Source organism: Treponema denticola, assembly GCF_024181605.1.
Lineage (GTDB): Bacteria > Spirochaetota > Spirochaetia > Treponematales > Treponemataceae > Treponema_B > Treponema_B denticola_B.
In genome coordinates this window covers 2,152,101-2,177,552 of record NZ_CP054477.1, presented here as the reverse complement: position 1 = coordinate 2,177,552, position 25,452 = coordinate 2,152,101, and the positions used below count along the sequence as shown (strand labels likewise).

Annotated in this window: 39 protein-coding genes and 2 pseudogenes; 32 read left to right on the top strand and 9 right to left on the bottom strand. The window is 36.0% G+C overall.

The window, feature by feature from the left end:
* Positions 1-76: 76 nt before the first annotated feature.
* A complete protein-coding gene (locus E4N80_RS10235) occupies positions 77-535 on the bottom strand; it encodes a DUF2004 domain-containing protein (RefSeq protein ID WP_253699122.1) in 459 nt (152 codons plus the stop codon).
* A gap of 42 nt (positions 536-577) precedes the next feature.
* Here E4N80_RS10235 and E4N80_RS10230 point away from each other — a divergent pair, with 42 nt between their 5' ends.
* Entirely contained in the window at positions 578-775 is a 198-nt protein-coding gene (locus tag E4N80_RS10230) for a plasmid mobilization protein (protein ID WP_253699121.1), read from the top strand.
* Positions 776-862: 87 nt separating this feature from the next.
* On the opposite strand, the gene E4N80_RS10225 is transcribed toward E4N80_RS10230, so the two are convergent.
* From E4N80_RS10225 to E4N80_RS10195, 7 genes and pseudogenes are all read right to left on the bottom strand, one after another.
* Positions 863-1,276, bottom strand: a complete 414-nt coding sequence (locus tag E4N80_RS10225) for an Imm43 family immunity protein (RefSeq protein ID WP_253699120.1) — start codon at positions 1,274-1,276, stop codon at positions 863-865.
* Positions 1,269-1,478 (bottom strand): hypothetical protein, encoded by a 210-nt coding sequence (locus E4N80_RS10220; protein ID WP_253699119.1) that lies wholly within the window; start codon positions 1,476-1,478, stop codon positions 1,269-1,271. Before E4N80_RS10220 ends, E4N80_RS10225 begins: the two co-directional genes overlap by 8 nt.
* A gap of 70 nt (positions 1,479-1,548) precedes the next feature.
* On the bottom strand, positions 1,549-1,833 hold the full coding sequence (locus tag E4N80_RS10215) for an Imm32 family immunity protein (RefSeq protein WP_253683246.1): 285 nt from the start codon (positions 1,831-1,833) through the stop codon (positions 1,549-1,551).
* 134 nt (positions 1,834-1,967) lie between these two features.
* Positions 1,968-3,125: an RHS repeat domain-containing protein gene (locus E4N80_RS10210; protein ID WP_253699118.1), complete on the bottom strand. Its 1,158-nt coding sequence runs from the start codon at positions 3,123-3,125 to the stop codon at positions 1,968-1,970.
* Between the two features lie 7 nt (positions 3,126-3,132).
* Complete coding sequence (locus E4N80_RS10205) at positions 3,133-4,020, bottom strand: immunity 22 family protein (RefSeq protein WP_253699117.1); 888 nt, start codon at positions 4,018-4,020, stop codon at positions 3,133-3,135.
* Positions 4,021-4,199: 179 nt separating this feature from the next.
* Positions 4,200-4,505 (bottom strand): annotated as a pseudogene (locus E4N80_RS12980) (DUF4261 domain-containing protein); the annotation flags it as partial.
* Positions 4,506-4,516: 11 nt separating this feature from the next.
* The gene (locus E4N80_RS10195; protein ID WP_253699115.1) at positions 4,517-4,972 is read right to left on the bottom strand and encodes a DUF2004 domain-containing protein; all 456 of its coding nucleotides are present in this window, start codon (positions 4,970-4,972) and stop codon (positions 4,517-4,519) included.
* 112 nt (positions 4,973-5,084) lie between these two features.
* Here E4N80_RS10195 and E4N80_RS10190 point away from each other — a divergent pair, with 112 nt between their 5' ends.
* Positions 5,085-5,798: a DUF4241 domain-containing protein gene (locus E4N80_RS10190; protein WP_253699114.1), complete on the top strand. Its 714-nt coding sequence runs from the start codon at positions 5,085-5,087 to the stop codon at positions 5,796-5,798.
* Positions 5,799-5,821: 23 nt separating this feature from the next.
* On the opposite strand, the gene E4N80_RS10185 is transcribed toward E4N80_RS10190, so the two are convergent.
* Positions 5,822-6,487, bottom strand: a complete 666-nt coding sequence (locus tag E4N80_RS10185) for a DUF4272 domain-containing protein (RefSeq protein ID WP_253699113.1) — start codon at positions 6,485-6,487, stop codon at positions 5,822-5,824.
* 137 nt (positions 6,488-6,624) lie between these two features.
* Between E4N80_RS10185 and E4N80_RS10180 the strand changes: the two genes are divergently transcribed.
* The 30 genes and pseudogenes from E4N80_RS10180 (at position 6,625) to E4N80_RS10040 (ending at position 25,435) form a co-directional block, all read left to right on the top strand.
* Positions 6,625-8,121, top strand: a complete 1,497-nt coding sequence (locus E4N80_RS10180; protein WP_002685265.1) for a carboxylesterase family protein — start codon at positions 6,625-6,627, stop codon at positions 8,119-8,121.
* A gap of 95 nt (positions 8,122-8,216) precedes the next feature.
* Positions 8,217-8,804, top strand: coding sequence for an SMI1/KNR4 family protein (locus E4N80_RS10175; RefSeq protein WP_253699112.1), 588 nt, complete (start codon positions 8,217-8,219; stop codon positions 8,802-8,804).
* 84 nt (positions 8,805-8,888) lie between these two features.
* Positions 8,889-9,440 (top strand): hypothetical protein, encoded by a 552-nt coding sequence (locus E4N80_RS10170; RefSeq protein ID WP_253699111.1) that lies wholly within the window; start codon positions 8,889-8,891, stop codon positions 9,438-9,440.
* A 49-nt stretch (positions 9,441-9,489) separates the two neighbouring features.
* On the top strand, positions 9,490-9,882 hold the full coding sequence (locus E4N80_RS10165; RefSeq protein ID WP_253699110.1) for a hypothetical protein: 393 nt from the start codon (positions 9,490-9,492) through the stop codon (positions 9,880-9,882).
* A gap of 45 nt (positions 9,883-9,927) precedes the next feature.
* On the top strand, positions 9,928-10,389 hold the full coding sequence (locus E4N80_RS10160) for a hypothetical protein (RefSeq protein ID WP_253699109.1): 462 nt from the start codon (positions 9,928-9,930) through the stop codon (positions 10,387-10,389).
* Positions 10,390-10,525: 136 nt separating this feature from the next.
* On the top strand, positions 10,526-10,840 hold the full coding sequence (locus E4N80_RS10155) for a hypothetical protein (RefSeq protein ID WP_002665898.1): 315 nt from the start codon (positions 10,526-10,528) through the stop codon (positions 10,838-10,840).
* A 24-nt stretch (positions 10,841-10,864) separates the two neighbouring features.
* Complete coding sequence (locus E4N80_RS10150) at positions 10,865-11,878, top strand: hypothetical protein (RefSeq protein WP_253699108.1); 1,014 nt, start codon at positions 10,865-10,867, stop codon at positions 11,876-11,878.
* Positions 11,879-11,904: 26 nt separating this feature from the next.
* Positions 11,905-12,228 carry a hypothetical protein gene (locus E4N80_RS10145; RefSeq protein WP_002685254.1) on the top strand — a complete coding sequence of 108 codons (324 nt, stop codon included), beginning with the start codon at positions 11,905-11,907 and terminating at the stop codon, positions 12,226-12,228.
* A 107-nt stretch (positions 12,229-12,335) separates the two neighbouring features.
* Positions 12,336-13,142, top strand: a complete 807-nt coding sequence (locus tag E4N80_RS10140; protein ID WP_253699107.1) for a DUF4261 domain-containing protein — start codon at positions 12,336-12,338, stop codon at positions 13,140-13,142.
* 76 nt (positions 13,143-13,218) lie between these two features.
* Entirely contained in the window at positions 13,219-13,377 is a 159-nt protein-coding gene (locus E4N80_RS10135) for a hypothetical protein (protein ID WP_010956759.1), read from the top strand.
* 51 nt (positions 13,378-13,428) lie between these two features.
* Complete coding sequence (locus tag E4N80_RS10130; protein WP_253688683.1) at positions 13,429-13,578, top strand: hypothetical protein; 150 nt, start codon at positions 13,429-13,431, stop codon at positions 13,576-13,578.
* A gap of 1 nt (position 13,579) precedes the next feature.
* Positions 13,580-14,251 carry a hypothetical protein gene (locus E4N80_RS10125; RefSeq protein WP_147625250.1) on the top strand — a complete coding sequence of 224 codons (672 nt, stop codon included), beginning with the start codon at positions 13,580-13,582 and terminating at the stop codon, positions 14,249-14,251.
* Between the two features lie 55 nt (positions 14,252-14,306).
* Positions 14,307-14,876, top strand: a complete 570-nt coding sequence (locus E4N80_RS10120) for a hypothetical protein (protein ID WP_002672563.1) — start codon at positions 14,307-14,309, stop codon at positions 14,874-14,876.
* Between the two features lie 44 nt (positions 14,877-14,920).
* The gene (locus E4N80_RS10115) at positions 14,921-15,637 is read left to right on the top strand and encodes a leucine-rich repeat domain-containing protein (protein ID WP_253682847.1); all 717 of its coding nucleotides are present in this window, start codon (positions 14,921-14,923) and stop codon (positions 15,635-15,637) included.
* A gap of 50 nt (positions 15,638-15,687) precedes the next feature.
* Entirely contained in the window at positions 15,688-15,897 is a 210-nt protein-coding gene (locus E4N80_RS10110; RefSeq protein ID WP_253699106.1) for a hypothetical protein, read from the top strand.
* 65 nt (positions 15,898-15,962) lie between these two features.
* Positions 15,963-16,235, top strand: a complete 273-nt coding sequence (locus E4N80_RS10105; protein ID WP_002665927.1) for a type II toxin-antitoxin system RelB/DinJ family antitoxin — start codon at positions 15,963-15,965, stop codon at positions 16,233-16,235.
* On the top strand, positions 16,232-16,513 hold the full coding sequence (locus E4N80_RS10100; protein WP_002665928.1) for a type II toxin-antitoxin system YafQ family toxin: 282 nt from the start codon (positions 16,232-16,234) through the stop codon (positions 16,511-16,513). The genes E4N80_RS10105 and E4N80_RS10100 overlap by 4 nt, the downstream gene beginning before the upstream one ends.
* A 62-nt stretch (positions 16,514-16,575) precedes the next feature.
* Positions 16,576-17,211 (top strand): hypothetical protein, encoded by a 636-nt coding sequence (locus E4N80_RS10095; protein WP_366796924.1) that lies wholly within the window; start codon positions 16,576-16,578, stop codon positions 17,209-17,211.
* A gap of 37 nt (positions 17,212-17,248) precedes the next feature.
* Positions 17,249-18,100 (top strand): DUF2262 domain-containing protein, encoded by an 852-nt coding sequence (locus E4N80_RS10090; protein ID WP_253699104.1) that lies wholly within the window; start codon positions 17,249-17,251, stop codon positions 18,098-18,100.
* 19 nt (positions 18,101-18,119) lie between these two features.
* Positions 18,120-18,527, top strand: coding sequence for a hypothetical protein (locus tag E4N80_RS10085; protein ID WP_253699103.1), 408 nt, complete (start codon positions 18,120-18,122; stop codon positions 18,525-18,527).
* A gap of 53 nt (positions 18,528-18,580) precedes the next feature.
* The gene (locus tag E4N80_RS10080; protein ID WP_253699102.1) at positions 18,581-19,645 is read left to right on the top strand and encodes an ankyrin repeat domain-containing protein; all 1,065 of its coding nucleotides are present in this window, start codon (positions 18,581-18,583) and stop codon (positions 19,643-19,645) included.
* A gap of 132 nt (positions 19,646-19,777) precedes the next feature.
* On the top strand, positions 19,778-20,338 hold the full coding sequence (locus tag E4N80_RS10075; protein ID WP_253699101.1) for a hypothetical protein: 561 nt from the start codon (positions 19,778-19,780) through the stop codon (positions 20,336-20,338).
* Positions 20,335-21,462, top strand: coding sequence for a hypothetical protein (locus tag E4N80_RS10070; protein ID WP_253699100.1), 1,128 nt, complete (start codon positions 20,335-20,337; stop codon positions 21,460-21,462). Before E4N80_RS10075 ends, E4N80_RS10070 begins: the two co-directional genes overlap by 4 nt.
* 104 nt (positions 21,463-21,566) lie before the next feature.
* Positions 21,567-21,956, top strand: a complete 390-nt coding sequence (locus E4N80_RS10065; RefSeq protein ID WP_366797299.1) for a hypothetical protein — start codon at positions 21,567-21,569, stop codon at positions 21,954-21,956.
* Positions 21,957-22,430: 474 nt separating this feature from the next.
* Positions 22,431-23,003: a DUF234 domain-containing protein gene (locus tag E4N80_RS10060; RefSeq protein ID WP_253699098.1), complete on the top strand. Its 573-nt coding sequence runs from the start codon at positions 22,431-22,433 to the stop codon at positions 23,001-23,003.
* A gap of 62 nt (positions 23,004-23,065) precedes the next feature.
* The gene (locus E4N80_RS10055; RefSeq protein ID WP_044977844.1) at positions 23,066-23,290 is read left to right on the top strand and encodes a hypothetical protein; all 225 of its coding nucleotides are present in this window, start codon (positions 23,066-23,068) and stop codon (positions 23,288-23,290) included.
* Between the two features lie 107 nt (positions 23,291-23,397).
* Entirely contained in the window at positions 23,398-23,943 is a 546-nt protein-coding gene (locus E4N80_RS10050) for a hypothetical protein (protein ID WP_253699097.1), read from the top strand.
* A pseudogene (locus E4N80_RS13055) lies at positions 23,906-24,022 on the top strand (transcriptional regulator); the annotation flags it as partial. The gene E4N80_RS10050 and the pseudogene E4N80_RS13055, both read left to right, overlap by 38 nt.
* Positions 24,023-24,151: 129 nt before the next feature.
* A complete protein-coding gene (locus E4N80_RS10045) occupies positions 24,152-24,343 on the top strand; it encodes a HipA N-terminal domain-containing protein (protein ID WP_253699096.1) in 192 nt (63 codons plus the stop codon).
* A gap of 192 nt (positions 24,344-24,535) precedes the next feature.
* Positions 24,536-25,435, top strand: coding sequence for an MFS transporter (locus E4N80_RS10040; RefSeq protein ID WP_253699095.1), 900 nt, complete (start codon positions 24,536-24,538; stop codon positions 25,433-25,435).
* Positions 25,436-25,452: the final 17 nt, after the last annotated feature.

Here is a 25,452-nt window from a genome sequence, read left to right as displayed (position 1 = left end):
AACAACCCCGACGCGAGCGTCGGGGTATTAAACCCTCCGCACGAATAAAAAATTTTTACATTGATATTTCCTACTGCTAACTTTCCCAATCAATGGATATGATCTTTGCATCTTCACCGAATTTTACGCAGAGTATTTCATCGCTTTCATCAGGTGCAATCATAAAATCCATTGCGATGTGCGGCTGTTCACTGTCAATCCATAAGTCTACATTCGTTACCGTCATTTTACTTACAAACTCGGTAATATCACTCGGCAAATCTTCGAGTTCGCATTCTTCAATATGAAAGTCGATATAGTAACTGTCATCGTTTAAATATGCTATAAGTGCTTTTCTTGCTTCTTTTATTTTATCGTCTATGTTCTCAAGAAACTGTGCATAAAGGTCGAGTCTGCCGGTAGACAGTTCTACATTTTTGGCGAGCCAAAGACAGGTATCTATCCCCTGAATCTCTTTTTCCCAAATTACATCCACCACATCGTCTGTTATCTCAAGATTCAACTGACCAAAGTATTGATGTTCCATTTTTTTCATAGTTTCACCTCCAATGAAAACTTTTTGTAAGTATACTAAAAAATGAACCTTTTGTCTTCCATCATCGCCTCTATCCAGCAGATCGGCATCCTCTACAACGAAGCCGTGAAGACGCTGAACAGCTACCACTCCGTAGCCACGGCTCAACGAATGCTCGCCAAGCTCGAGAAGTATTCCGTGCTCCTCATTAAGCTACAAGAGCAAGCGATAGCTCTAAGGGAGGATTTAAGAACCCAATGACTTTTCTTCGCCTCGCTTACTCGGCGGATAATTCTAATCAGTAGGATTACCTACAATCCCAATACGAGTCGTACTATCTTGAGAGTATTATGGCTTATAGATTCCAACTTTTAACGCTTCCACAAATTCCACCCCATAAATAGAAGCTTCCAAGCAAGCTTTTCGAAACTCATCAGTACAAAATAGCCTGTTGAAGAAGTAGCTACTATCTGTCATAAATACCTGTTGGGATATATCTGTCCTTAAGTGTAGCTCTATAGGCTTCTTTATAAAGCCTTTCTTGTCATAAACAATATTAGATGACGTATGGTCAATTAAGTCTGTATAATTATAGAAGCGGATGTAGTAATACTCTTTTTTAGCGACACTATCTCCAAACTTATTTACCATATACACTGGAGTTGAAACATACGGTGTAGAGGTATGCCTCTGTAATAACCCAAGAAAAACATGGGATACTATAAATCCTGCACTATTAAAGCGTAAATCAAAGTTATACACTCTCTCTTGTTACAAACCAAAGCTGTTTGGGGAGCTCTACAGGAGCATTGACAGAAGTCCTCCAGTCTCCATAATCTGAAGGTAAGGGGGCGAAAGGATTCTTTTTCTGGAATTCTGTATGCATAATCCCTTCGGAAAGGCTAAGAGGAGCTCCTCTTCCTTCCTTCTCAAATAGAGCCCAGTAGTTATTTGAGTCTACCATAAGTACTCTTTTTTTTTATTATCACCTTGTCGTTCTAGAAAGTCGCAATTTTACTACTCTCCATACTTCTTCACTTAAGATCGTCATTCTCTATTTTACGAATAACAAAACTCTTACCTTCTTCATTTAAGGAGTACAATTCATCTAGGTGGATATGATATGTCATATCCACCTCCTCCATTTTAGCTATACCTAAGATGCTCCTTGCTAGAAGCTGTAATCCGATTTCATTACCCAAAATTTCAATCTCACCTCCTATAGGTGAGATCTGAAAGGAAAGATAACAACCTGACTTGGGTGTAATATACGGGATCCCCTCTTCGTTATAGCGAACAGTTATGCTTCTTTTTTTCATAGTTTCACCTCCAATAAAAACTTTTTGTAAGTATACTAAAACAGGTACTGATAAATACTATATTATTTAATCTGGAATAGTTAATAGTAGTTCAGTACCTAAACATCTTTTCGGACAGGCTTATAATTCCAACTTTAATGAGGTGCCATTTTACAATCACCTCTAATACCTCCTAGAGCCTTATCTAAAGCACGAGAACCTAGCGATAGTCCTAATGGGTCAAGCCCCATAAGCCTATCCTCCACATAGGCATGTAGGGTAATTCCACCTAGCAATCGTATCGGGTCCTCCGAGATACTACTCCCCAATTCTGGCGAGTAGTATCGGAATCGGTTGTATGCCAGCTCTGTCTCGTGGTCGTAGTACTGTCCTTGGAAAAGGAATGGTATGCGTATCTGCTCGCTGTAGGGGGCGTTTCTGTCGTACACCTCCTCGAGTATCTTACCGTTCATATCGAGCCTGCGATGCCAAACCTCCTCGCCCTCGGCGTTGTACGCTTCGGTGGGCGTACCCAGCTGGTCGGTTACGATGCTGTACACCTTGCCATTGAGGAGCAGTGCCATCGGCACGAAGCTCTCCTCCTCAAAGACCCACGTCCTCAGGTCAAGCTCGTAGTGCTGCCAGCCGTCGCCCTTCCATTCCCTGCCAGAGTTCCACTCGTGCAGCGGCACATTGCCGTTCCATACCCAATGGGTGTATTCACTGGCGAGCTTGCTGAGACGACGCCCCAAGGCATCATAGGTAAACTGTACAGGTCGCTTTCTGTGGGGCGACTTAACAGCTTTGAGCGTGCCGTTCTGGTTCCTCTCATACTGCCAGCGCTCACGCTTGCTGTCCCACCATTTGCCCGAGCCTTTGTACTTCTCGATGAGTTGTCCATCCTTGTCGTACTTGAAACGCCACTCGCCCGACTGCTCTATCTTCCCTCCTTGGAGGTATTTACGGAGCTTTCGGTCAGGGTCGTCGAAGAGGTTGCCCACCTTATCCGATAGGCGGTACTCTTCTGTGCCGTCAGCATAGGTCGCCTTTTGCAGATGTCCCGTGGCACTGTACTCGTAGGTGGTAGTACCATACTGACTGTCCTCCATCTTGAGCAGTCTGTCGGCCTTGCCCCAATGGTACTTGCGTTCTCTGCGTACCTTGGACGACTGACGTGTCTTGCTGTCGACGAGCCTGCCGATGTTGTCATAGGCAAAACTCTGCGAGATGCCCCCGGGGAGCATACGCTCCAACTCAAAGCCCCAAACTGTCGTACTGTATAAGCAGTTTGAAAAAGACTCTCTATACCACATTTAGAGCTTATTCCCAAACGAGACTTCCTAAAAACTGGAGTCCATTGTAGTTATCGAGTTGATCAATATCTTTTTTCTTTCGTTTTATTAGGGGGGGAGAATTCCTCATATAAATAGAGATGTGTTGATCTTTATTTTTTTCTCTAAACCCATTGGCAATGTAACAGAAAGCACAATTAGCCATATTAATATTTGCATCTTTAAGATCATATGGCAGCGCATTATAAAACATCGGCTCTATTAGTACTTCTTGCACAAGACTTTCAGCATCTACCAACTTTAACTCCTGCGAAAAGGCGATGCGTAGAAGTTGAGGATAATAGAAATCCAATCCCACGTCCTTACAAAATTGACACCGAAGATTCGGGTTTGGACGTTTTTTTGTCTTGCCTTGCCGATACTGCTCCAACGCATTTAGATAATCATCTTGGTTGAAATACTCCATAAACTCCTCTACACTTTGCGAAATTGTACCTACGAAGGTTGAGAACTCCATTCCAGATGTAGAGAAACGGCTTTCAATTGCTCTAGTTGAGTATGGGTGTATACCTAAATAGTTTAGGAGACCTGCATGTTCTGCTTGTCCATCAGAAATCCCTGCACGTAAATTGTAACACAATAGACTATTCACCTTTTTTAGCCCAGAACTCATACATTTTTCAAGAATGTTTTCAGTGGAAGTAGGAACAAACCGAGCAAATTCTACCACGTCATCGGATTCATTGAGATATTTTGCAATACAAAAGTCTGGCTCAAATTCGTCTGCACCAACTTCCTTAGCGAAGGAGCTTAACTCAGCCAAGCTATCGTTAGATTGGTCATTGCCCAACCCCACATATTGCAAGAATTCTTGCTCTGTTGGAAACCATCCAACCCAAAAATGCATTTTCGCCATACCTATCTTTTACTTTTATATCCTACTACATGTTTCTCATGCATATCCTCTATTATTCTCAGAGCTTCTGTCTTTACTTCTCCACCATACCGGCTCTGCCATTGTCGAAATGGGTTTTGCTGATAAAAACTACTTTCATACCGCGCCCTTTCTTCCTCGCTTAATTTTATTTCGGGTATTTTTACCTCTTTCTCCGCATCTTTCCAAAGGTAAGAATAGCTGTACATGGATTCAAATCCTTCAGCGGGTATGGGTGCAGGCATCAATGCAATGACTACACATTCTTCGCCGATTTCAAATGAAGCGGTATTATCATCGCCCTCTATCTTATCAACCGTAAGTCCCCAATATGATTTTAAATCCTCGATAACTTTCTCCAATGAATACCCGCTATCGCCTTTAAACATCGGCATAGATAAAATAAGCGGTGCTTCAGTGTCCATTTTTTTATCTTTCTTGTTGAATGCGTTATTTAAAATTCCCATGACATCTCCTTTTAACTTTCCCAATCAATGGCTATGATCTTTGCATCTTCACCGAATTTTACGCAGAGTATTTCATCGCTTTCATCAGGCGCAATCATAAAATCCATTGTGATATGCGGCTTTTCACTGTCAATCCATAAGCCTACATTCGTTACTATCATTTTCGTTACAAACTCGGTAATATCACTCGGTAAATCTTCCAGTCCGCATTCTTCAATATGAAAGTCAATATAGTAGCTGTCATCTTTTAAATATGTTATCAGTGCTTTTCTTGCTTCTTTTATTTTATCGTCTATGTTCTCAAGAAACTGTGCATAAAGATCGAGCATGCCGGTAGACAGTTCTACATTTTTGCCGAGCCAAAGACAGGTATCTATCCCCTGAATCTCTTTTTCCCAAATTACTTCCACATCGTCTGTTATCGCAAGATTCAACTGACCGAAGTATTGATGTTCTATTTTTTTCATAGCTTAACCCCTTATAAAAGCTTTTTATAAGTATATCAAAAAATGAGACTTTTGTCTGTAGACACATGTACTGATAAATACTATATTATTTAATCTTTATGTGGAGGTTTATATGATACCGACAAAAGAATGGATTGAAAAATATGAAAAAGTGAAGGAGCTGCTTAAGTCTCCTGTGCATTACGGTAACTTGTTTTCTCAAGATGAAGTACAGGGGAAAAAGTTATTTATATTGCCGATGGGAACCGTGCATTTTCCTACGGGAAATATTTTGGTGCGTGATCCGCTTGTCTACCTTAACAAAAGCGAGGAGCCGTATCTGCAAAAAGTACCTACAGGAATTTTTCCATTAGAAACTTTAGTTGCCGAAATAGAAGAAGACCATTACCGGTATGTTGCAACACGGGTAAGGTTCTCCGATGAAAAGGCTGCCGTGTATCGTGAAGCCTTGATTGGTAATGAAGATTTGGATGACGTCGATGAAGAAAGTTTTTTCGGGTTTAATGTCGATGCAGGACTTGCAACGGTTGTCGATGTAAAAGCACGGGATGCCTATTGCGATTTTGAAAGCCGTTGGGTAAATGAAAACCCCGGCAAAAATATATACGACGATTATTTTGCAAAAGAATTCGAAAAGAGTTATGCTGCAAATCCACGCTTTCAACGCGACGGCGGGGACTGGATTAACTATCCTTTAGAAGGAACGGACTTGACCGTTCCCATGATACAAAGCGGTTTCGGTGACGGGAAATATCCGGTATATTTCGGCTACGATAAAAACGATGCCATCTGTGAGCTTGTCATCGAATATATTTTCGTCGGATAAAAATAGCTATGCAGTAAAAAGGACTACGTATCCATCGAAATATCGAACCAATCGCTTTCTTCGGAAATAAGCCATTCAAGTCCGCGCCTTCGTTCCATCAAAACATCGGGATTTAAGTCTTTGATTTCCGTTTCGGGGCGGAGCCGCTTTTCTTCCGTTGCCCAGTGGTAACGGTAGTGAAGATCAAGCATATCCAGTATTTCTTCTATTCCGCGTAACTTACATTGTGCTTTAAACTCAGTTTTTCCATCGGCATCGCCGACCAGTTTTATCGCTCGTTCCACATCACAGATATCATTCGGATACGAAATATCTTCGACCAAGCCCAAAGCCCACAGAAGCGGCCAATAAGCTTCATAAGTCCAGCATACATCGATGACATCCTGTTCGCTGTATGTTCCATCAAAAAGCCGTTTTTCTTTTTCCAAAAGGCAGTCCGATACTTCGTATTTTTCAAGCAAACTTAAAAAAAGATCCTTTGATTCTTCATACCCTTGCTCATTATGAATATCTTCAGCCAACTGAATCGACAAAAGACATGCGATGGCTCTGTCACAGATTTCCTCAAAGCTTTTAAGCTTCGCCTCTTTTGATGATTCCCGCAAGGGCAGTTCTTCCATACAGGCAATGCCCATTCCCTTTATTTTTGCATTCGATTTTTCACGCCGATCTTCAGGTTTTATGTACATAATAATTCTCCTTTTGTTTACCGGTACTATTATATCAAAAAATAAGATTGTTGATAACCCGTAGAAAAAACACCATTGAAAATGGTATAATATCAGCAAACATTTAGGGAGATTTCATAGAATAAAGGAGATGCAAAATGAAGATATTACAGACAGAGATTGGCAAAGCATATGCGAATGTAGTCGGAAAAACGAAAGAAGGTACGCCTGTATATTCTATATTGAGTGTGCCTTATGCACGAGCAGAAAGATTTGAATATGCTAAAATTCTTGATAAACAAGACTATTCACCGGATATGATAATTAATCGTAAAGAAACAGTATGTTTTCCACAAAGGAAATATCCTCTGTTTTTTAATATTTTTATGAAGCACCATATGTTACGACCGGAATTTCAACCGTTAAAAGATACTCAAACGGAAAATGCATTTGTAGTAAATATATGGGCACCCGAGAATTTTACGGAAAGAAAACCGGTAGTTGTATTTTTACATGGCGGAGGCGAAGGGTCGGGAACAGTTCCAATATACACAATGGAACATATTGCCGAACAAGGTGTTGTAGCAGTTACAATTACTTATCGAATAGGAAATTTCGGATATATGCCTGTTTTCGATAAGGGAGAAATAAAAGCTGCTCTTGCTTATCTTGATCAGCAAACAGCTTTAAATTGGATTTATAATACTATAAGTTCTTTCGGCGGAGATAATACAAATATTACGCTTATGGGGCATTGCGGCGGTGCGGTTGCAGCTCTGTATCATTATTTAAATCCTGTAAGTAATAAACTGTTTCATAAATTAATCCTATGTGCAGGGAATGTCCCGATATTGTCGGAATTTGATTTTGCAAAAAACGAATATGCAAAAATGCTGTCAAAAAATCATCTTAAAGGACTTGAAGAACTAAAAAAACTGTCAGCAAAAAAATTGATGAAACTAAAAGGAGGACAGAATGATATTGTTGACGGTATATTCTTTGCAGAGCACCCAATGAAATTATTAGAGCGTGGAGAATTCCCTTGTATGCCAGTTTTGATAGGCTCTAACAAAGATGAATTTTCTATGATTGAATTACCTATGTTTTATAAGGCTCTCGGAATTACAAAGAAAAAGAAAAATTTAAAAGATGTTCTTTTAAAAAAATACAGTGAGTTTGCAGAAACGCTCGAATCCGAATTTAAATCGGAAGCAAATGGAATTGTAGATTTACAGATTCAAATAATGGAATTGCTGATCTTTCATTCAAGCGCGTTGTTTCTTATGGAAACGTTAAGCAAAAAATGCCCTGTATACGGCTATAGAATGAACTATATCCCTCATTTGTATAACGGACTGCGAGGTTCGTATCATGGGGCGGAGCTGGCATTTTTCTTTGGAACCATAGATAAAATGAATATACCCATTACCGATGAAAATAGAAAAGCAGTTATTTCAATTCAGAAGGACTGGATAGAATTTATAAGGACGGGAAAAATGAAAGACCGGACTCTTTTTAATGAAACAGGAAAAATTACGGAATATGATAAAGATATTAGAACTATACCGTTTCCGCATGCACATCTTATTCATCACATTCAAAATAGCGGCATTGCCGATAAGCTACGAAAAGAATATATCCGCAACCGTAGATAATCAACATACTCCGGCACAGAGCATAGACGAGGAACATCAGTGGTTAAATCCTTCCGAGCAAATAAAATTGGGAACAAAAAAGTTAGGAGAAAGTTATGCAACTAATTGATAAGATTAAACAGATAGAAAAGTATCTATGTGAGCATTTTGAAGAATGGGATTTGGATGATCCTGTCGAAGAAGGATATCTGGACGACTATCAGGAAATTTCCGGAGCTTCAGAGGAAGAGATATCAGCCTTTGAGAAGAAGTTCAGTATAACCCTTCCGGAAGACTTCAAAGAACTTTACCGATATAAAAATGGAAGCAAATATTTAAGCATTTTTCTCTGCGTTATAGATGAAATAGAAATGCCGTTTAATCTGATGAGCTTACAGGCTGTAACAAAAACAAAAGAACATTTTCAAAACAGAGATGCGCTCTTAACGGAATTTACGGATTATTTTACAAACGAAGATATTGAAAATATGAAGGACAGCAGGATTAAACCCTATCTCTTTAATAAAAAATGGATTCCCTTTGCCGAATACTGTGACAGCTGCTTTTTGATGTTGGATTTTGATCCGGATACAGCGGGAAAAGAAGGTCAGATTATCTGCTATATCCATGATCCTGATAAAGTGGTTTATACAGCGCCGAGTATTACGGAATTGATTGATGGGATAATTGCAGAAATTGATTAAACTTATTTTCAAAAATTAGGTTGTTCTCTCAGTGCATTATTTTCACAAAAGAGATACAACAAAGAAATACGGAAGAGAAACGATATGAAGTATATGGATTGGGATAATATGCATACAAGATTGGAGGCGCTATATATTTTGGATAATGCTTTGACGGACCCGTCGGAAGACGACTTGCGATTGGTAAGAAAGAAGAAATTCGACTCGAATCTCAAATATGTTATTGATAACGGAGCAGGAGATTCGTTATCTGTAATCTTTACGGAAACAGTGGTGTTGGTAAAAGGCTTTGCACATGAAAACAGTCTGAACCAATTTGCTGCCGACGAATGGAATCAAAGTATTATAGACAAGATGTACGAAGGGCTTGACGAGAAATTGATAAATCTTTTTTCAGTAGACGAAAGGGCGGAAACAACATTTTTCATTTGGTATGATGGGGCAGTTCATCAAAATCAAACAGATGAACATGATGGAGGTTATTGGCTATTGGGATATGCTTTCGATACGTATGAAAGATTTCGAGAATTTGTTACAGAATATTACTCTATGAAATTCGATGATAATTTGTTGAGAAAACTATATACGGATTCCGTTTTATCAGATTTTGAATTATCGGAATTGATTGCAGGATGAATAGATGTATTTTACGAATCGTTCAGAGAGATGAGAGGAGGAGCTGAAAATGTCTGTAACAATCTTTGTACATTTAAACGAATCGGAAAATAATGATTTTGACATGAGAAAATTTAAGAAAGATATTGAAATAAAGTATCCGGGCACCAATTTAGAAGTAAGTAATTCATCACGATCGTATGATCTTTGCTGGGAGAACTATTCAGAGCAATATCAATTTGAATTAAGAATGGATCGAAAGCGTTGTACATTTGCAATCGAGTACTTTAATTCAGATGAAAGAATTTATGAATATGCAAGGTTTATCTTATGGTTAAGAACTTTTTTTGAACGAGAAAAAGAAGTGATATTGCTTGATGAGATTGACTGTAATCAATTGGTATTATCGTGTGATAAAACGACGGATGATATTGTGAAATGGTTACAAGGAATTTTCAAATAAATCAGCATTGAATGACATATACTATTAGTGAAAAGGAGATAACAAATGCTAAAGATCGGAAAAAATTATACGTTTGAAGATGACTGGAACGGAAGACAGAGCTGTCTGATGTATTTTAAAGAAGATGGATCTGCATCATGGTCAGTGGATGTCGGATTTGCTAAAGGTAATTTTAGGGGCGAAACAATAGCACCTTCTATTTGCATAAATCCAATAAGTACAGACAAAAACTCAGCAGCAGAATTAATTGGAGAATCCTTTTCTGTAATGACAATAGAAGAAAGCGATGACAGAGAAGATTCATTTTACATTTATGAACACGAACCGATAGTTTCATACAAATTAAAAATTCTTGAAATAAGGAATAGCAAGGCTCATATCCAATGCAGCGGAATATTAATAGTGGATGGATATACTGAACCCTATGAACAGGAAAAATTTGAAATCGACAGTTGGATACCTGTTATTCGTGCGGAGGGTTTAATACCCCGACGCTCTGCGTCGTAACAAAGGGTATTAAATCCGACTGCAACCACCTTATGAGAACAACATACCCCGACGCTTGTGTCGGGGTATGTTGATTGAATCGGTTAAGGACTGGGAAAAATTCGGATTATAAGGAAGCAGTACAGAGAGCGAAAAAATGGATAATATTAATTTATTACACCTAAAACAAAGGCTTGATTCGATAGACTGGAGCGGTAATTTTGAACAAGCGGACAAAGAACATTATGAGACTCTGGACAGTCTGTGTGAATACATCGAGGTAGAACTTGGCAGAAATCCAAAATCCGAAACGATAGATAATGCTCTATTACTCCTTGCAGAAAACATAGGCTGTGCCGAAGATTTTACAAGATACGAAGAAAACTTTGTAAACAAGCTTGCAGACAAGGGGCTGCTGACCAAAGAACGGACTAAATTATTTTATAATAATACAAGCAGAAGACAAGGATAGAACTTTATTGTAGGAGAGAAAATTATGCAGGTAAAATTAGATAAAATTTCAGAGTGGACGACGACAGGATTCGAGCTAAGCAACGGCGCCTATCAATATGCTCCCATCAATGCAAAAAATCATTTTGCACGAGGAAAAGACGAATTCGTTATCTGGGGCAGTGGCGATGACGGCACGAGCTACGGTATCGTTTGGATAAAGGCGGGACGATGGTCATTCATTCCGTCTCCCGCACAAAAGAAAAGCTGGAATAAGCCCGTTTTGTTAGATACAGGTTCCGACATTTTAATTATTAGCGGAGAAGACAAAAAAGCCTGGTGGGTGTCGTCTCCCGAGCAGAAGCCGTGCGAAGTAGTAAGTGAAAACCTGTGTGCCGCAGAAAACATAACGGAAATTTCCACACTTGGCGAAAAGGGGGTTTATCCAATTATTTGCCGTGTAGACGGAGAGGTCTTTGCCGCAAATAGTTTTACCTCTCTACATTATGACAATGAGACACATACGCTTCACTGGGAGAAGCAGCTCACCCCTGTGTTTACAAATGAAAAAGTCCGAAGCAATTTTATGCAATCCTTGGAACGGGCAGAGGGTGTACATCACAAAATGGATTTTAGTTACTCCTATCCCCAGATAGGCAGCCTTATGATAAAAGATAATTCGATTTATGCCTTCGTAGAATCGGATACGATAAATCCTTGTCGCTTATCACAATTCAAGTATTATTGGTATCTCGAACTCACCCAAGACGGTATCTACAAGAGGAAAATATGGGGAAAGGAAAAATTAGAAAAGCTTGCACAAAAGCATGGCTTGAGAGGAAAATTCAGCGCCCAAAAAGAATATCTGATCCTATCCCCGATTTTCAAGACCGATGAATGGAAAGGAAACCAAAAACTGTTGAGATTGTCTGACCTGGAGCTTCTCGATATTACACTCCCAAGAGGTTATTCCAAATTCAGGATCATGGATATTTGGGATAATCACGTATTTATCAGCGACGAGGCAGACCATATCGCCCTTTGCAGAATGGTGGAGTAGACGATTCCCGAGAGGAGGTAATGACAATGAACGAAGAAATTTTAAATAAGGTTTATAGTGCATCTCTGGAATTTGGAGAAAATTTCCACAAACCGATAATTGACATTGTTGCAGAACTTTATCCGTATATTCCCGATGATGAAAAAAACTCTATTGCCGATTATATCGGACAAACGAGAGACGCCATCGAGAACTTTTTTTATGACAAATACGATTACAAAAACGAAAAGGCGAATAAAGAGTTACAACATCAAGGCAAGCAGTGGATCGAAAAGAAATATTGTTGGATGAATAGTGAAAATATCAATCGTGCGGCAGTTCAAGGAATGTATTATGCTTGGCACAGCTGATGACTATAATACGGTAAAAATCAGAAACACAAGAACATGTAATGGCAGTACGGTTGACATTGCATAAAAAATGGGCATAATTATACTAAATAACGGAGGTTGATATTATGGGAATTCTAAATAACATATTTGGCAAGAAAAACGAAAAACCAGAAAATAAAGGACAACATATCCTGTCTATGCCGATGTTCAAAGGCGATAGAGGGTATTCTCTGGATAAGGTTATACAGGATTTAAAATCATATTGGGGACTTAAGGTTGATGAGATAGAGGGAGATGATAATACTGCCACATTTAAAATCGCCGAGGAACTTGTAGCTCTTGCATTGATGCCTGCACCGATACCTTCTGCGGAATTTGAATCCATATACAACTATTCTTACCTTTGGAAAGAAGCCGAAAAAGAGATACAAGAGCATACCCAACATGCAATCGTATCGCTTTTAGGCTTAGGCAGCAATACACCGGCAGTCGAAAGATACTCTCTACTGTCCAAACTGAATGCTTCTATTCTGAGGACTTGTGAAACTGCGATAGGGATATATCAAGGCGCCTCGACGCTGCTGCTTCCAAAGAATCTTTATATCGATTTTACAGATCTCTTGTTGGACGAGGACGATATACTGCCAATTCAGCTTTGGGTGTATATAGGTATTATCAATAGCGATGAAAAAAGTAGCGTTTATACTTATGGAATGAAGGAGTTCGGCAAATCTGAAATAGAAATAATAGATGCAAATATGAAGGGCAGCGAACTATACGATTTTCTACTGCCTGTACTTGACTATGTTCTACAGCAGGATGTAACACTGCAACACGGAGAAACCATAGGATTTACCGAAGAACAGAAAATCAAAATCACAGAGTCGAAAGCAGTTTTTTTGGATGGGAACTCATTAAAATTAGAATTATAAATTGTATAAAGAAGCATACTAAGGGAATGACATCGAATTATCAGTATATAAACTATGTAACAGGCAAAGTAATGGATTGAAGTACTATGAAAAAAAATCAAATGGAGATGACAAGATTCTCAAACAGGATATGAGTCAAACTGCCGACCGTCCGGGCATGGTTTTTATGATTCATTTACTTATGGAAGAAAAATGCGGAATGCCCGAACGGCAGCGAAATTCTGGAAACTTGTAAATATCAAGCGATGACAGAGAAGACTCATTTTACATTTATGAACACGAACCGATGGCTTCATACAAATTAAAAATTCTTGAAATAAGGAATAGCAAGGCTCATATCCAATGCAGCGGAATATTAATAGTGGATGGATATGCTGAACCTTATGAACAGGGAAAAATTCGGATTATAGAAAAAGATTTTATGGAGAAGAATTAAAATGGATAAACTACAATATATCAGAGAAAATGAACAGTTAAATATTCTGCTTATGAATGAGTGTGATATTTATTTTTATAAGGAAACAGGAGATACTCAGTTTTTGGAAAATAATGAAGAATACTCTCTTGGATGTAAGTCATTTGCACAAGACGGCAGCGGAGGAGAATATGTTTTTCTTGAAGACGGAAGTATAGGTTTTATCGGAAGTGAAGGTGAAGTTGGGCGAGCGGCAGAAAGCTTAGATGAGTTATTGACATTTTTAATCCATACCGGCTGTATTTCCGATTTTAGTTGTAAACATATTTATAAAAATAAAGAGCTGTTAAAAACTTATTGTAATGGATATATATCAAAAATAAGGGAGAGATATAAGGCTCAAAATAAGGATTGGGACAAGGTGAGAAGCGATATTGCAAACAGTCTGTCGCTTGTTTTTTCTCCTGATAAATTAGAGAATGTCACAATGAAATTTTACAAAGCAGCAACAAGAGAACCGATATTTTCCTGTAAATATCTTGACGGTAAAGAAGAGTATATTTGTGATTCTATACTTTCGGATATTGTAGGAGTATGGACAATGGAGCTTGTGGGGATGAGCAGAGAAGAGATTGAAAATTACAATCAACAACCCTCCGCACGAATAAATAATACAGACAAAAGGCAGGGGTAAGGCAATAAACGATTAACAGACAAATCATTAGATATGTAAGAATTTTGGAGGAACTATGAACGAGATTGAGAAATATAGAATATTGAGTGCAGGAAAAGCCTTTGGTCACCGTGCCCAAATTGCTTTGTTGTTGCTTGATAGCCGCACAGCCTATGAAGAACTTAAAGAGGAAGCGGCACAAACTTCAGTTGCCGGAAGTTACGGTTGTACCGGAGGTTTTCCATCCGAAATACTTGAAAGAATAATAACAGAATTGATATGCCGCGATACCCGTAATAGTTGGTATCTGCCAGACAATGTAAAATTTTGGGACAGGCGTTTCGGGAGTCTGTTTGAGACCAAGTTTTTTTGCTATGATGATGATGTAGAAACTTGGAGTAAGATACTTTACAAATTCTTTGTAAAACTCAAGTGGATGCCGAAAAGAGAAGATTATACTTCAACAAAAAGCTATAATAATGTTTGGGGATATTTTGCAGAACTTTTAGCGGTTGTAAAACAAAATAATCATCCCGAATTTGATAAGTATTATGAAATTGCAATCAAAAACGGAATGAATGCAGTGATTTTGGAAAGAAAGTTAAAAGAACTGTCTGAAATAAAACAGTCCTTTATCGGAGTTTAAATCAAGTAGTGAACTGACTGTTATGTGAATATAGGAGAATAATTATGAATTACTATAACTGGAATGCAAAATGGGCAGTAAATTCTATTACAGAGTTAAAAGATTATACAGGAGAAGAAATTTTAAAATTATATTGCTACGGATTATCTGAAGAAAAATATCCCTTAAAAAAAGACAGAGACAACATTTTAAAAAGCTGGATAGATTATTTTAATAATACAAAAACAAACATTAAAAAGCTTTTAGTAACAGGTATTGTAAATCAGAAGTTATTGGAAGCGATATGTAATCAAACATCACTTGAAGAACTCGTTATATTTCAGGGTAATTTCTCGGACATACAGTGTATTGCAAAATTAAAAAACTTAAAGGCTCTTTCAATATATGCTTCATCAAGAGTAAAAAGTTTGCAGCCTATAGGCGAAATACAAAATTTAGAAGTGCTTATATTATCTAACTTCACCGGCGTAACGGATTATTCGCCGTTGGGCAAATTAAAAAATCTTAAACAACTGGGAATTCATAGTTCTATGGGAAATATAATTAAAGTAGATTCTTTTGATTTTTTAAAAAGTTTGAAGAATATTAAAAATCTTCATACAACAGGATTTAGGCTATTGAACGGAGATTATTCGCCTGTTTTAGACCTTGAAAAATTAGAATTTCTATCTGTTAATATGCCTGCTTATGACTACAAAATATGGAATGATAGGTTTGCAGAAAAGTTTAAAGATATTCCACAAAATGACCATGTTCGTTAATTCATACTGTAATAAAATTTTATTTATGAGATATATTAAGGAGTGATAAATTGAGCACTTACATAATTAAAGAAAAAACTTTGGTTACTCTTAAAGATGAAATATCTTTGGAATATCCGTTTTCCGATGACATGCCTATGGTTTACTTAGGCGAGATAGCTAATATGTCGGAACATGGAATTTTTATAGGCCAATCGGGAAGATGTTATTTTGGGTATCATATTTCAAATTTTAGAGAATTAAGCGAAGAAGAAGTATAAATATGTAATGACAATATATTGACATCGCACGAAATAATGAATATACTTAAGAATGGGGTGATATTATGGCAACAACAAATTTGAATATCAGAACAGATAAAGAAATGAAGGAGCGAGCAGAAGCTATTTTTTTTGAGTTAGGGCTTAATATGACAACGGCTATCAATATATTTTTAAGAACAACTATTAGAGAAAATGGAATCCCGTTTGCTTTGAAATTAGATATTCCCAATGCAATTACAGCGTCGGCAATAGAAGAAGGTAGAAAAATTGCTTATGATGATACCGTAAAAAAATATTCAAATATAGACGATTTGCGGAAAGCACTGGAAATATGAAATACGAAATAAAATTTACAAACCAATTTAAGAAAGATATTAAACTTGCAAAAAAACAGAATAAAAACTTAGATAAGTTATTGAAAGTTATTGATTTACTTTCAAATGGAGAAAAACTTGAAGCTAAGTATAGAGATCATGATTTATCAGGAAACTATAAGGGAACAAGAGAATGTCACATAGAACCGGATTGGCTTTTAGTATATGAAATTAGAAATGATGTACTCGTACTTATGCTTTATAGACTTGGCTCACATTCAGAGCTTTTTAAAAAATAAGACAAAAAAATGTTTCAAGAAGTTTACAATGAATAATCAGATGGATTTTGATGAGTGTGTAAATGATGCTGAGAATGGATGAATATAAGGATGATTTAAGTTTTTTGAATAGTATGAAAGAGTATAAACTTAGAGGTTATAACCGGATTAAAAGATTTATTATTGACATGATTATATTTTTGCTAAGAGATGCAATACCGATATGTGGAGCGGTTATGGCAATGTCGGCAGTTATCGGAACTGTGAGTTGGTTAGTTGTAGATAATATGATATTATTGCTATTTTTGGCTGTAGTTGCATTATTTATTTTAATGTCTGTTCAATATTTGATTTCTAAAATAATCAGCGTACAGGCTGAAAAATTATATGGAAGACAAGAGTTGTATTTGATTAATAATAGCTTGTATTTTACTAAAGATGTAAGAATCCGTTTTAACCGTAAAATCAGTTGTATTAAATTTCTTGAAATCTATCAGGTAAAGAAAACAAAGTTTTATTGGGAGCTTGATTGCAGTTGCAATAAAAATGAAAAATACTGTAATGCAAGAGAAGATATTGAGCTTGCTTTGGAAAAATTGAGGCAGGATAAAGAAAAATTAATGACAGTAAAAGAAATACTATTAATCAAAAGGCAATATGATAACCAAACCGAGAAAGTTATAGAAGATGTGTTTAATAACCACAAATCAAAATTATAAATATTTTAAAATTATTTGGGATTGATTGGAGGACTTAATGGAATTAATTGAATACATGCGGCTAAGAAATAAAATGACACAAAAAGAATGGGAAGACTCTTTTGAGAAAAAGGAAAGAGAGATTATTGTTCTAAGACACGAAGGCGGCGGCGGAAGTTTGAGAAACGGTTTTTGGGACTGGGCTGCTTATTTCTTAGCTTATGTGGACTGTGAAACAGGTGAACTGCATAAAGAAGAAGGGCGTATAGTATTTCCTGTCACAGATAAAGAAAATTTGCCATATCAATTTGAAGACGAAACCATTTACAAATTAAAGGTGCGTGCAAAGCTTCCTGAGGAAGTTCCAAACGGTGCACTATCGGCAAAAAAACATTTTTTAGTTGTGGAAGTTCTTGAAAAAAATACGGCTTGTAAAGAATTGGAAGAAATACTTGCAGAGTATAGAAAACCTATAATTTTACAAGATGATATATTAGGTGAACTGATTTATGATAAACAAATTAAAAGTTTTCAAGGAAGTATTATTTGGCAGGATAGAAAAATAAATATTATATTAGATGTAGATAAGGATAATAAGGGGGAAATAACAAAGGCTAAAAAAGCTCTGAAAACAATGGTGTCAGAACAGGCAAAATGGGATGCAGACCTGCGTAGTTTTGCTGCAAAAAAGCTTACTAAACTCGCCTGCGAATGGGCAGAATCTGATGATGAAACTTCTGAAATTACAGAAGAAAGTTTTGCAAAAAGAATTAGCCTCAGTTCAATTTGTATGATATCAGGCGGTTCATTTTCTGCCTATTTTGATGATGACGACCTTTTCTTCGGGCATTGTATAACAGTCTGCGGAAGCTTAAAGAATGGAGTTGTGTCGGCTGATATGGAAGGGTAAGAAAATATAAGGAGAAGCAATGGAATTTATCATAGCTGAAGAGGGTGTTCCTCAAAGCATAGGCTGTGAAGGGGCAACGATAGCATATTATGGAAGTGAGATAGAATTTCATTATGAAACAGTGCCGCCGCATGGAGATGATATTTTTTCTGCAAAATTACCGCTGTTAAATATTAAACTTCCATTTTGGATATATGGAAGAAATCTTATATTTTTAGATGCGTATTATTTACTGGCGGAAACGGTAAAAAAAGATACTTGGGATCCCATAACAAGCATGCTTATCAATATACATACGGGAAAATATGCAAGTCTGGAACACTGGTACAACAACATATCGGTTAAAGAAAAAAAAGTTGAATTAAAAAATAATTATGATGGGAAATCTATGATTCTAAAAGATGTTAATGGGCTTAAGTGGATTTAGAAATAATTGACTTTTCCGGATTTTAATTCTATAATAATTAAAGGAGAAGAAAAATGGCAAAGAAAAGAGTGACCTTACCTAAAAATTTTGATGAACTGATTACAGCAGGAGATGTTGAAGCACTTAAAGCCGTCTATGATAAATGTGAGCTTACCGCTCATAACGGTAGATACAGCCTCAATACGGCGCTTCATTATGGCGGTGTTCCTGATGAACTTGTGATCTGGCTCGTAGAACAGGGCTTAGATGTAAATACTCCTGATTATTATGGGCGTACGCCATTATATAAACATGCCACACTGGGGAGAGATACTGTAAAACTGCTGTATGAATTAGGAGGAGATATACAAAAACCTGATACATATGGAAGTACACCTCTGCATACGGCAGCAGGTTTTTTCCGACCTAAGATAGTAAGTTTTTTGATTGAAAAAGGCGCAGCTGTTAATGCAAAAAATGATATGGGACGAACTCCGCTAGCCGAAGCCCTTGCTGTTTGCAGAAATAGTAATATTGTACAGGCAGCGGAAATTGCAGAAATGCTGATAAAGGCAGGTGCTGAGGTAGTACCTGAAATGACGGAAAGAGTCGAAATAATCGGTAAGGATTTTGAATTTCACAGAGAAAACTTTAATAAAGATTACTTGGCTGAAACAGAAGCGGGACTTGAGAAACTCTATGCACTGTTTGATGTAAAGCCTGCTCCAAAACGCAAGACACATGACGGCGTTTCTCCCATTATTGTAAAGACGGGTTCTTGGAGAGAACAATACGATGAACTTTGGGAGATGCTGATTCCTTCAAGCGGAGCTGCAAAAACAGTACAGGGAGAAGTTATCCGTATAACAGGCAGGGTGCAGGATGAGCTATATAGAAACGGCGGAGTAAACTGGGATAAAGATTATAGAAATATGCTTAATACCCTGCCAAATCATTTTGCTTCAGGCACACCGCTTTCTAAGAAAGAACTGGAAGAAACCAAAGAGCTTATTTCAAGCATACGTGCAAACGGTGAGGATGAAGAAGTTATAACAGAGCGTTTGCGTGAACTTTCGGTTCTCTGGGTATTGTTAAATCCTACTCCTATTCTTTTAGGCAAAACAAATTATAACAGATGATTGAGAATATAAACTTATAAAAAATAGTTCTTTGAGTCGGCAAAATGAGAGAGAAAACCTCATACAAGTATTTATGAAAAAAAAATTAGTTATGAAAAAACAGAATTACTCACACTGCGGTAAAGTGGATACATGATGAAAAAATTTGAATTTGCGGTAGGAACACCAAAAAGCGACATGATTATGGGATTATGCTTTCCGATAGGCTTTATGTTTCCTATATTAATAACCTATCTGCTATTATTTTATTCTGGAATGATTATTTACAAAGTTCATCCGCTATTTAAATTTTTAGTGTTTTTGCCTGCATTTATTATAGCATATCTTATTATAAAAAAAATTCGTAAAACTGTATCAAAGAAATTTATTGTTTATATAGATAAACTTAATATAAGAGTTTTAGAAAATGAAAAAGAAATTATGCTCGGGAAAATCTCATTTTGTAAAATCAAATCAAATCATGATAAATTGGTAAAAGTTGATATAGGAATCGATAATCGGAAAATATCATTTATATCAAGACCAAAAGAATACAAAACGATTACAGGCACTACATCCTTCAATCCTTTCGGGATAAGCGATATATCAGACATGGACCAATTATTGACTTTGGGAAGAGAAGTAAAAGATCTTATTGAAAAACAAGAGAAAGAAAATAACTTTGATGCGAACATAAAAGGAGAATGTATATGAATATTTTTAAACCAATAGTCATTTTATTATGTATTGTGTGCAGTGTGATTTTTTTAAATGCCTGTTCTCATATTAAAGAAGATAGTGAAATGATAATCAAATATTTGGATAATAGATTTGGTAAGGATGCATATACCATTAAGAAAGATAAATATTATCGCCGCTGGCTTGTGACATTAAATGAATATCCAGATCTCATCATTTTTTATACTGTTTCCCGTGATCCTCTTTCCATGACATCACCATCTATAAAAACGAATTTTGATGAGATTTTCGGCGAGTATATCATTGAGGAATACAAAAAAAATTATGAACTTGGTAATGATGAGATTTTTTGGGAAATCCCTATAAATTTTATATACTATACGAAAATACATTCACTTGAAGAATTGAAAGTTCCTTATGATAGAGCGATGGAATTTATTGCATTCGTTTCTAAAAAACATCCGATGCTTATTGATGAGAGATTACTAAACATACGAATGGATATTGACGGCATCAAACTGAAAGGTGCAGCTGATGATGATAGCATGATATATCAAGATATTTCTGAAGTAAAAAAAGATGGGCTTAACATAAAATCCTATGAAGATATTTGTAAAGAATTGAAACCGCAATTAAAAACGCATTCGGATAATCCGAATGGATTTACATTTCATGCAGATATTGGAAGGTCTTTTATTTTAGGCAGTGATACATTTGAAGATTGTTTCTTTAAAAATCTTATTGTAAAACAAGGAACGATTGAAGAATTAAAAAACATCATTTTGCAACCGGAGGAAATAAGTAACTCTTATGTTTTTAAAAGTGATAATCAATATGAGTTTACAAATATAACTTTACAAGCTAAAAACTTATCGGATTCACCATGTTCTTTGCTTGAGGCAACGATTATCAAAGCAATTATAGATGATGCAAAAGAAATATATATTGAACCGGTATGGATTGATCTTGTTTTTGATAAACGGAGAGAATGGAAAGAACCTTATGAAATACTAGGAGTTGCTCCTCCAAAAACAGAAAAAGAGAATATGGAAGGTGTGCAATATAAAAATATTAAGATTTTATTTGAAATGAATCAATATTACAAAGAAGTTAAAAGGGTTACATTAACCTTTCTATAAGTAAACAAAATTAAATAAGCAGCACTTGTTAAAGAATGTATTAGAATTGTGAACGGAGAGATGATAAATGGCAATAGACGGTGTAAAAATTATAGACAGTGATGATGGGTATGATAATGATTACTGAATGGATAGAAAGAATAAAGCGAAAACACAATTGTAAAGCACATTTTGGGAGTGATAGCTTTCAAATGAAAGACTGTATCATAGCTCCGGTCCATCTGATTCCGGAGGAGATTTATGATAATCAAGAGTTTGATTTCTATGTCAAAACAAAATATGATGTTTACCTGCTCCGTATTATAAATAATGAAGCTAAGTGCGGGATTATTTATCCGGCAAAACTTAGCGGTATTATATATATCATAAGCAATTTACCTATTAGCAAAAACAATATAACCGAATCTATTCAAAAAACTCTAAATCGATTAGAGGAATATGGCTTTCCAAATTTAAAGAACTCAAAATGCAACATCACATTTCAAATAGAGTGATAAATAGATAATGACAATAAGTTGCTCTTTCTATATTGAATTTTGGGGAGCATAATAGTATAATAATCATGATAAATGCTCCCCAAAGGAGAAAAGATAATGCCGATAAAATATATGGATATGAATCAATACTTGCAAGAAACTACAATGCTGGATTTTTCAAATCCGAACATTCAAACATTTAGGAAGGCATTTGATGAACTGCAATGTAAAGAAAATAAGAGCGGGAGCTACTCTCTGACGTTTGATCTGACTTGATAAATAGAATGGAATATGATATAATTTTATTCAAATCAATTTGAATAAAATTAATTTGAATAAAACAATTAATGAGGGTATACATATGTTCATTGGAAGAGAAAAAGAATTATCATATCTACAGGTAAAAATACCGTCAATGTTATAGCTAACAAAATAAATGAAAAAGAGCCGACCATTCTCTATTCTATTGAAAAATTAATAAGTGTAGGATTGGTGGAAAAGAAAAAATGTATCACAGAGGAAAAGAATAAGAAAAAAACACAGTACGTTTTAAAAGACCATATGTTTAAGTTTTGGTATGAATTTATTCCAAAGGCAACCAGCGTAATAGAAATGGGACAGGGTGAACTGTATTATAAAAAAGCAGTAAAACCGATTTTACATTCTTTTATGGGAACAGTATTTGAGGATATGTGCAGATATTATACCTTGAAACAAGGAATTCTTGGAAAATTTAATTGTTTTATTACAGCTGTTGGTACATGGTGGGGAACTGAAACCATCTTGAATAGTAATGAGGAAAAGATATTTCAATCTGCTGATATTGATGTGGTTGCATTATCGGAAACGGAAAAAAAGGCCGTCATAGGCGAATGTAAATTTAAGCATGAGAAAATAGATAAAGGAATATATGAAACTTTAATACGACGGGCAAATGTAATATCACCGACATTCGACATAATAACGTATATTTTGTTTTCACTGTCAGGTTATACAAAATGGTTTGATACTTTACAGGATGAAAAAGTGATATTAGTATCGCTTAAAGAGATGTATGAGCAGTAACAAAATTGATTGAGATTTTATATGATGGAGCCGATGGATGAGGTGAAAGAGAGGTTTTAAAAATGGAAATAGGAAAGACCTACCTTGTTAAAAAAGATATTTTTAGTTTTAAGGCAGGAGAGCTTTGGACACTGAAAGATAAAGGCTATCAATTTTATTATGGTGAACATAACTTCGTATTTGCTGATAAAGAAAAACATAATAAGTTTTTAGTGCTGCGTGATGTAGATGATGAAGACATGAAAATATATTACCATTTAGAAGAGTATTTTGCAGAAATTACTTGAATAATACTAAGAAAGAGACAATAGAGCTGCTTGAATATATAGAGAATTTTATCACTGAAAAGCAGATAATGTATATGAAGAAAGCGTTGAAAAAGGAGTTGTAAATTATGAGAAGAATAACATTTCAATGCAATAAATATTCACCCGGTGTATTGTATATTATGGTGTTATTCGGAGTAACTCTTGGACTTTTGACTTTTTATGCATTTCTTGTGTTTTCCGGTATTGAAAAAGGACCGGAACATGGACCGGTATATTTCAGAGAACATCCCATGCATGCTGTTTATTTGATATTCGGCTTAATTCCTATTGCTATGTCGCTGCCGGCATGGATTGCCGCAAAATGTTGGAGCAGCAAGGAGGAAGAAGCACAGCTTGAACTATATGAAGATCATGCCGTTTTATATTGGAAAAATAAAGAATTACACATCAAAAAGGGAGCATTAAATATTAAAATTCCCAAACCGCAGCCTTATTGGTATAAAACTTACATATTAAAAATACCGAGACACAGAATAGTTTTGGTCGGCTCCGTAAAAGAAACAAAAGAAAAGAGAAGAAGGCTGCTTTCTTTGGATATTGCAATAGAGGAACTGTCAGCTTACAAAAAAGTGAAAATTGGAGCAAGGAAAAGAAACCGTACGCATGGATAAAGTGAATGTTGCACTGGCGATGTTCGATATGGAGGCAGTCCCGGGAAAAAAGGAAGGTGTAACTTCGGCAACCAAATAAGATTGCCTCGTTAACCGTCGAGTTTGCTGATCGCAAACATCGCATATTACAATGTGCGCGTTACGCGCACCAATGCAACAGTTTTCGAGAATTGATATTCTCTCAACTGTTTCATTTTAAGGAATATAAATGAAAAACATATTCAGAACTGCGGATGTCTATGTATATAATAACTTTGCCGGAAAACTGAGCGAGACTGATGAAGGATATTCTTTTTCTTATGCTGAAACCTATATCAAGGCAAGTAACCATCCGGTTTCATTGACACTTCCGATACGTGAAGAACCTTATAAATCAAAAACATTATTTTCTTTTTGTTAGATAGCTTAGTTTATTCGTACGGAGAGTTTAATACCCGCCGTTTTTCGGCAACGATCTGCGTCAGGGTTGTTGATTAAAGAGCTTAAAATGAAAAAAGAAACATTTACTATCCAGCACTTAAAAAAACTTTATCTTGTTTTTTATTTTATTTTTTGATAGAATAAGGGCGGTAAAATATTTGGAGCTATTTAAATGACAGACAATGTGGAAAAAATACTTAACCGTTTCTTTTTTAAAAATGTAAACGGTATTTGGACAGGAAATATAGACAATAATAAATTTCTTATTCGGCAAGATAAATCAACCAATCAAGAGCTTGTTCTTAAAACTTCTTGTGCCGTAAGCGGAGCAAAAGGAGACCTATTCGATTTTTTAGATGAGCAAAAAAAGATGGGAAAGATAAAAACCTTTAATATGGACGAAGATTTGTTATCCTTGACCTATACTTGCAATAACAACGATTCAGAGTTTGAATTTTTCTTAAAAGATCTTTCCGATCTTTTAACAAGGTTAGAATCACAAGATGTTTGCTTTTCATGTAATAAAATACGGGAAACAAATGCTTATAAAATTAAGAACGTTCCAACATTTTTATGCTCCGAATGTGTAGATAATTTTAAAACTAAGATGGAAAAAGTAAACAATGAACCGAATAATTATTTAATCGGAGCCTTGTGCTGTATTATAGGGGCCTTAGTCGGTTCTTTAGCTTGGATCTTAATAGGTTATTTCGGTTTTTATGCATCCATTGCAGGATATTTTATAGCCTACTCTGCATTTTACGGTTATAATTTTGGAAAAGGAAAGGCAACCAAAACAGGTGCTATAATAAATATCATTGCGATAGTTTTTGCTCTGCTTTTTGCCGAATACATAGGCTTATTTTTAGCAGTCAAAAAAGAAGTCAGCTTAGATTTTGTATCCTTTGTAAAATGCTCTCCGGTATTTTTTGCCGATCCGGTCTTTATAAAATCCATTCTTCCCGGCTTAGGTCTCGGCTTTTTGTTTGCCGGCTTAGGTTCTTATAGAATAATCAAGGATATGTTTACAAAGGCAACCGAACTTTCAGACATCTCTATAGAAAGAATTTGATAAGTTTAAAAGAGTCT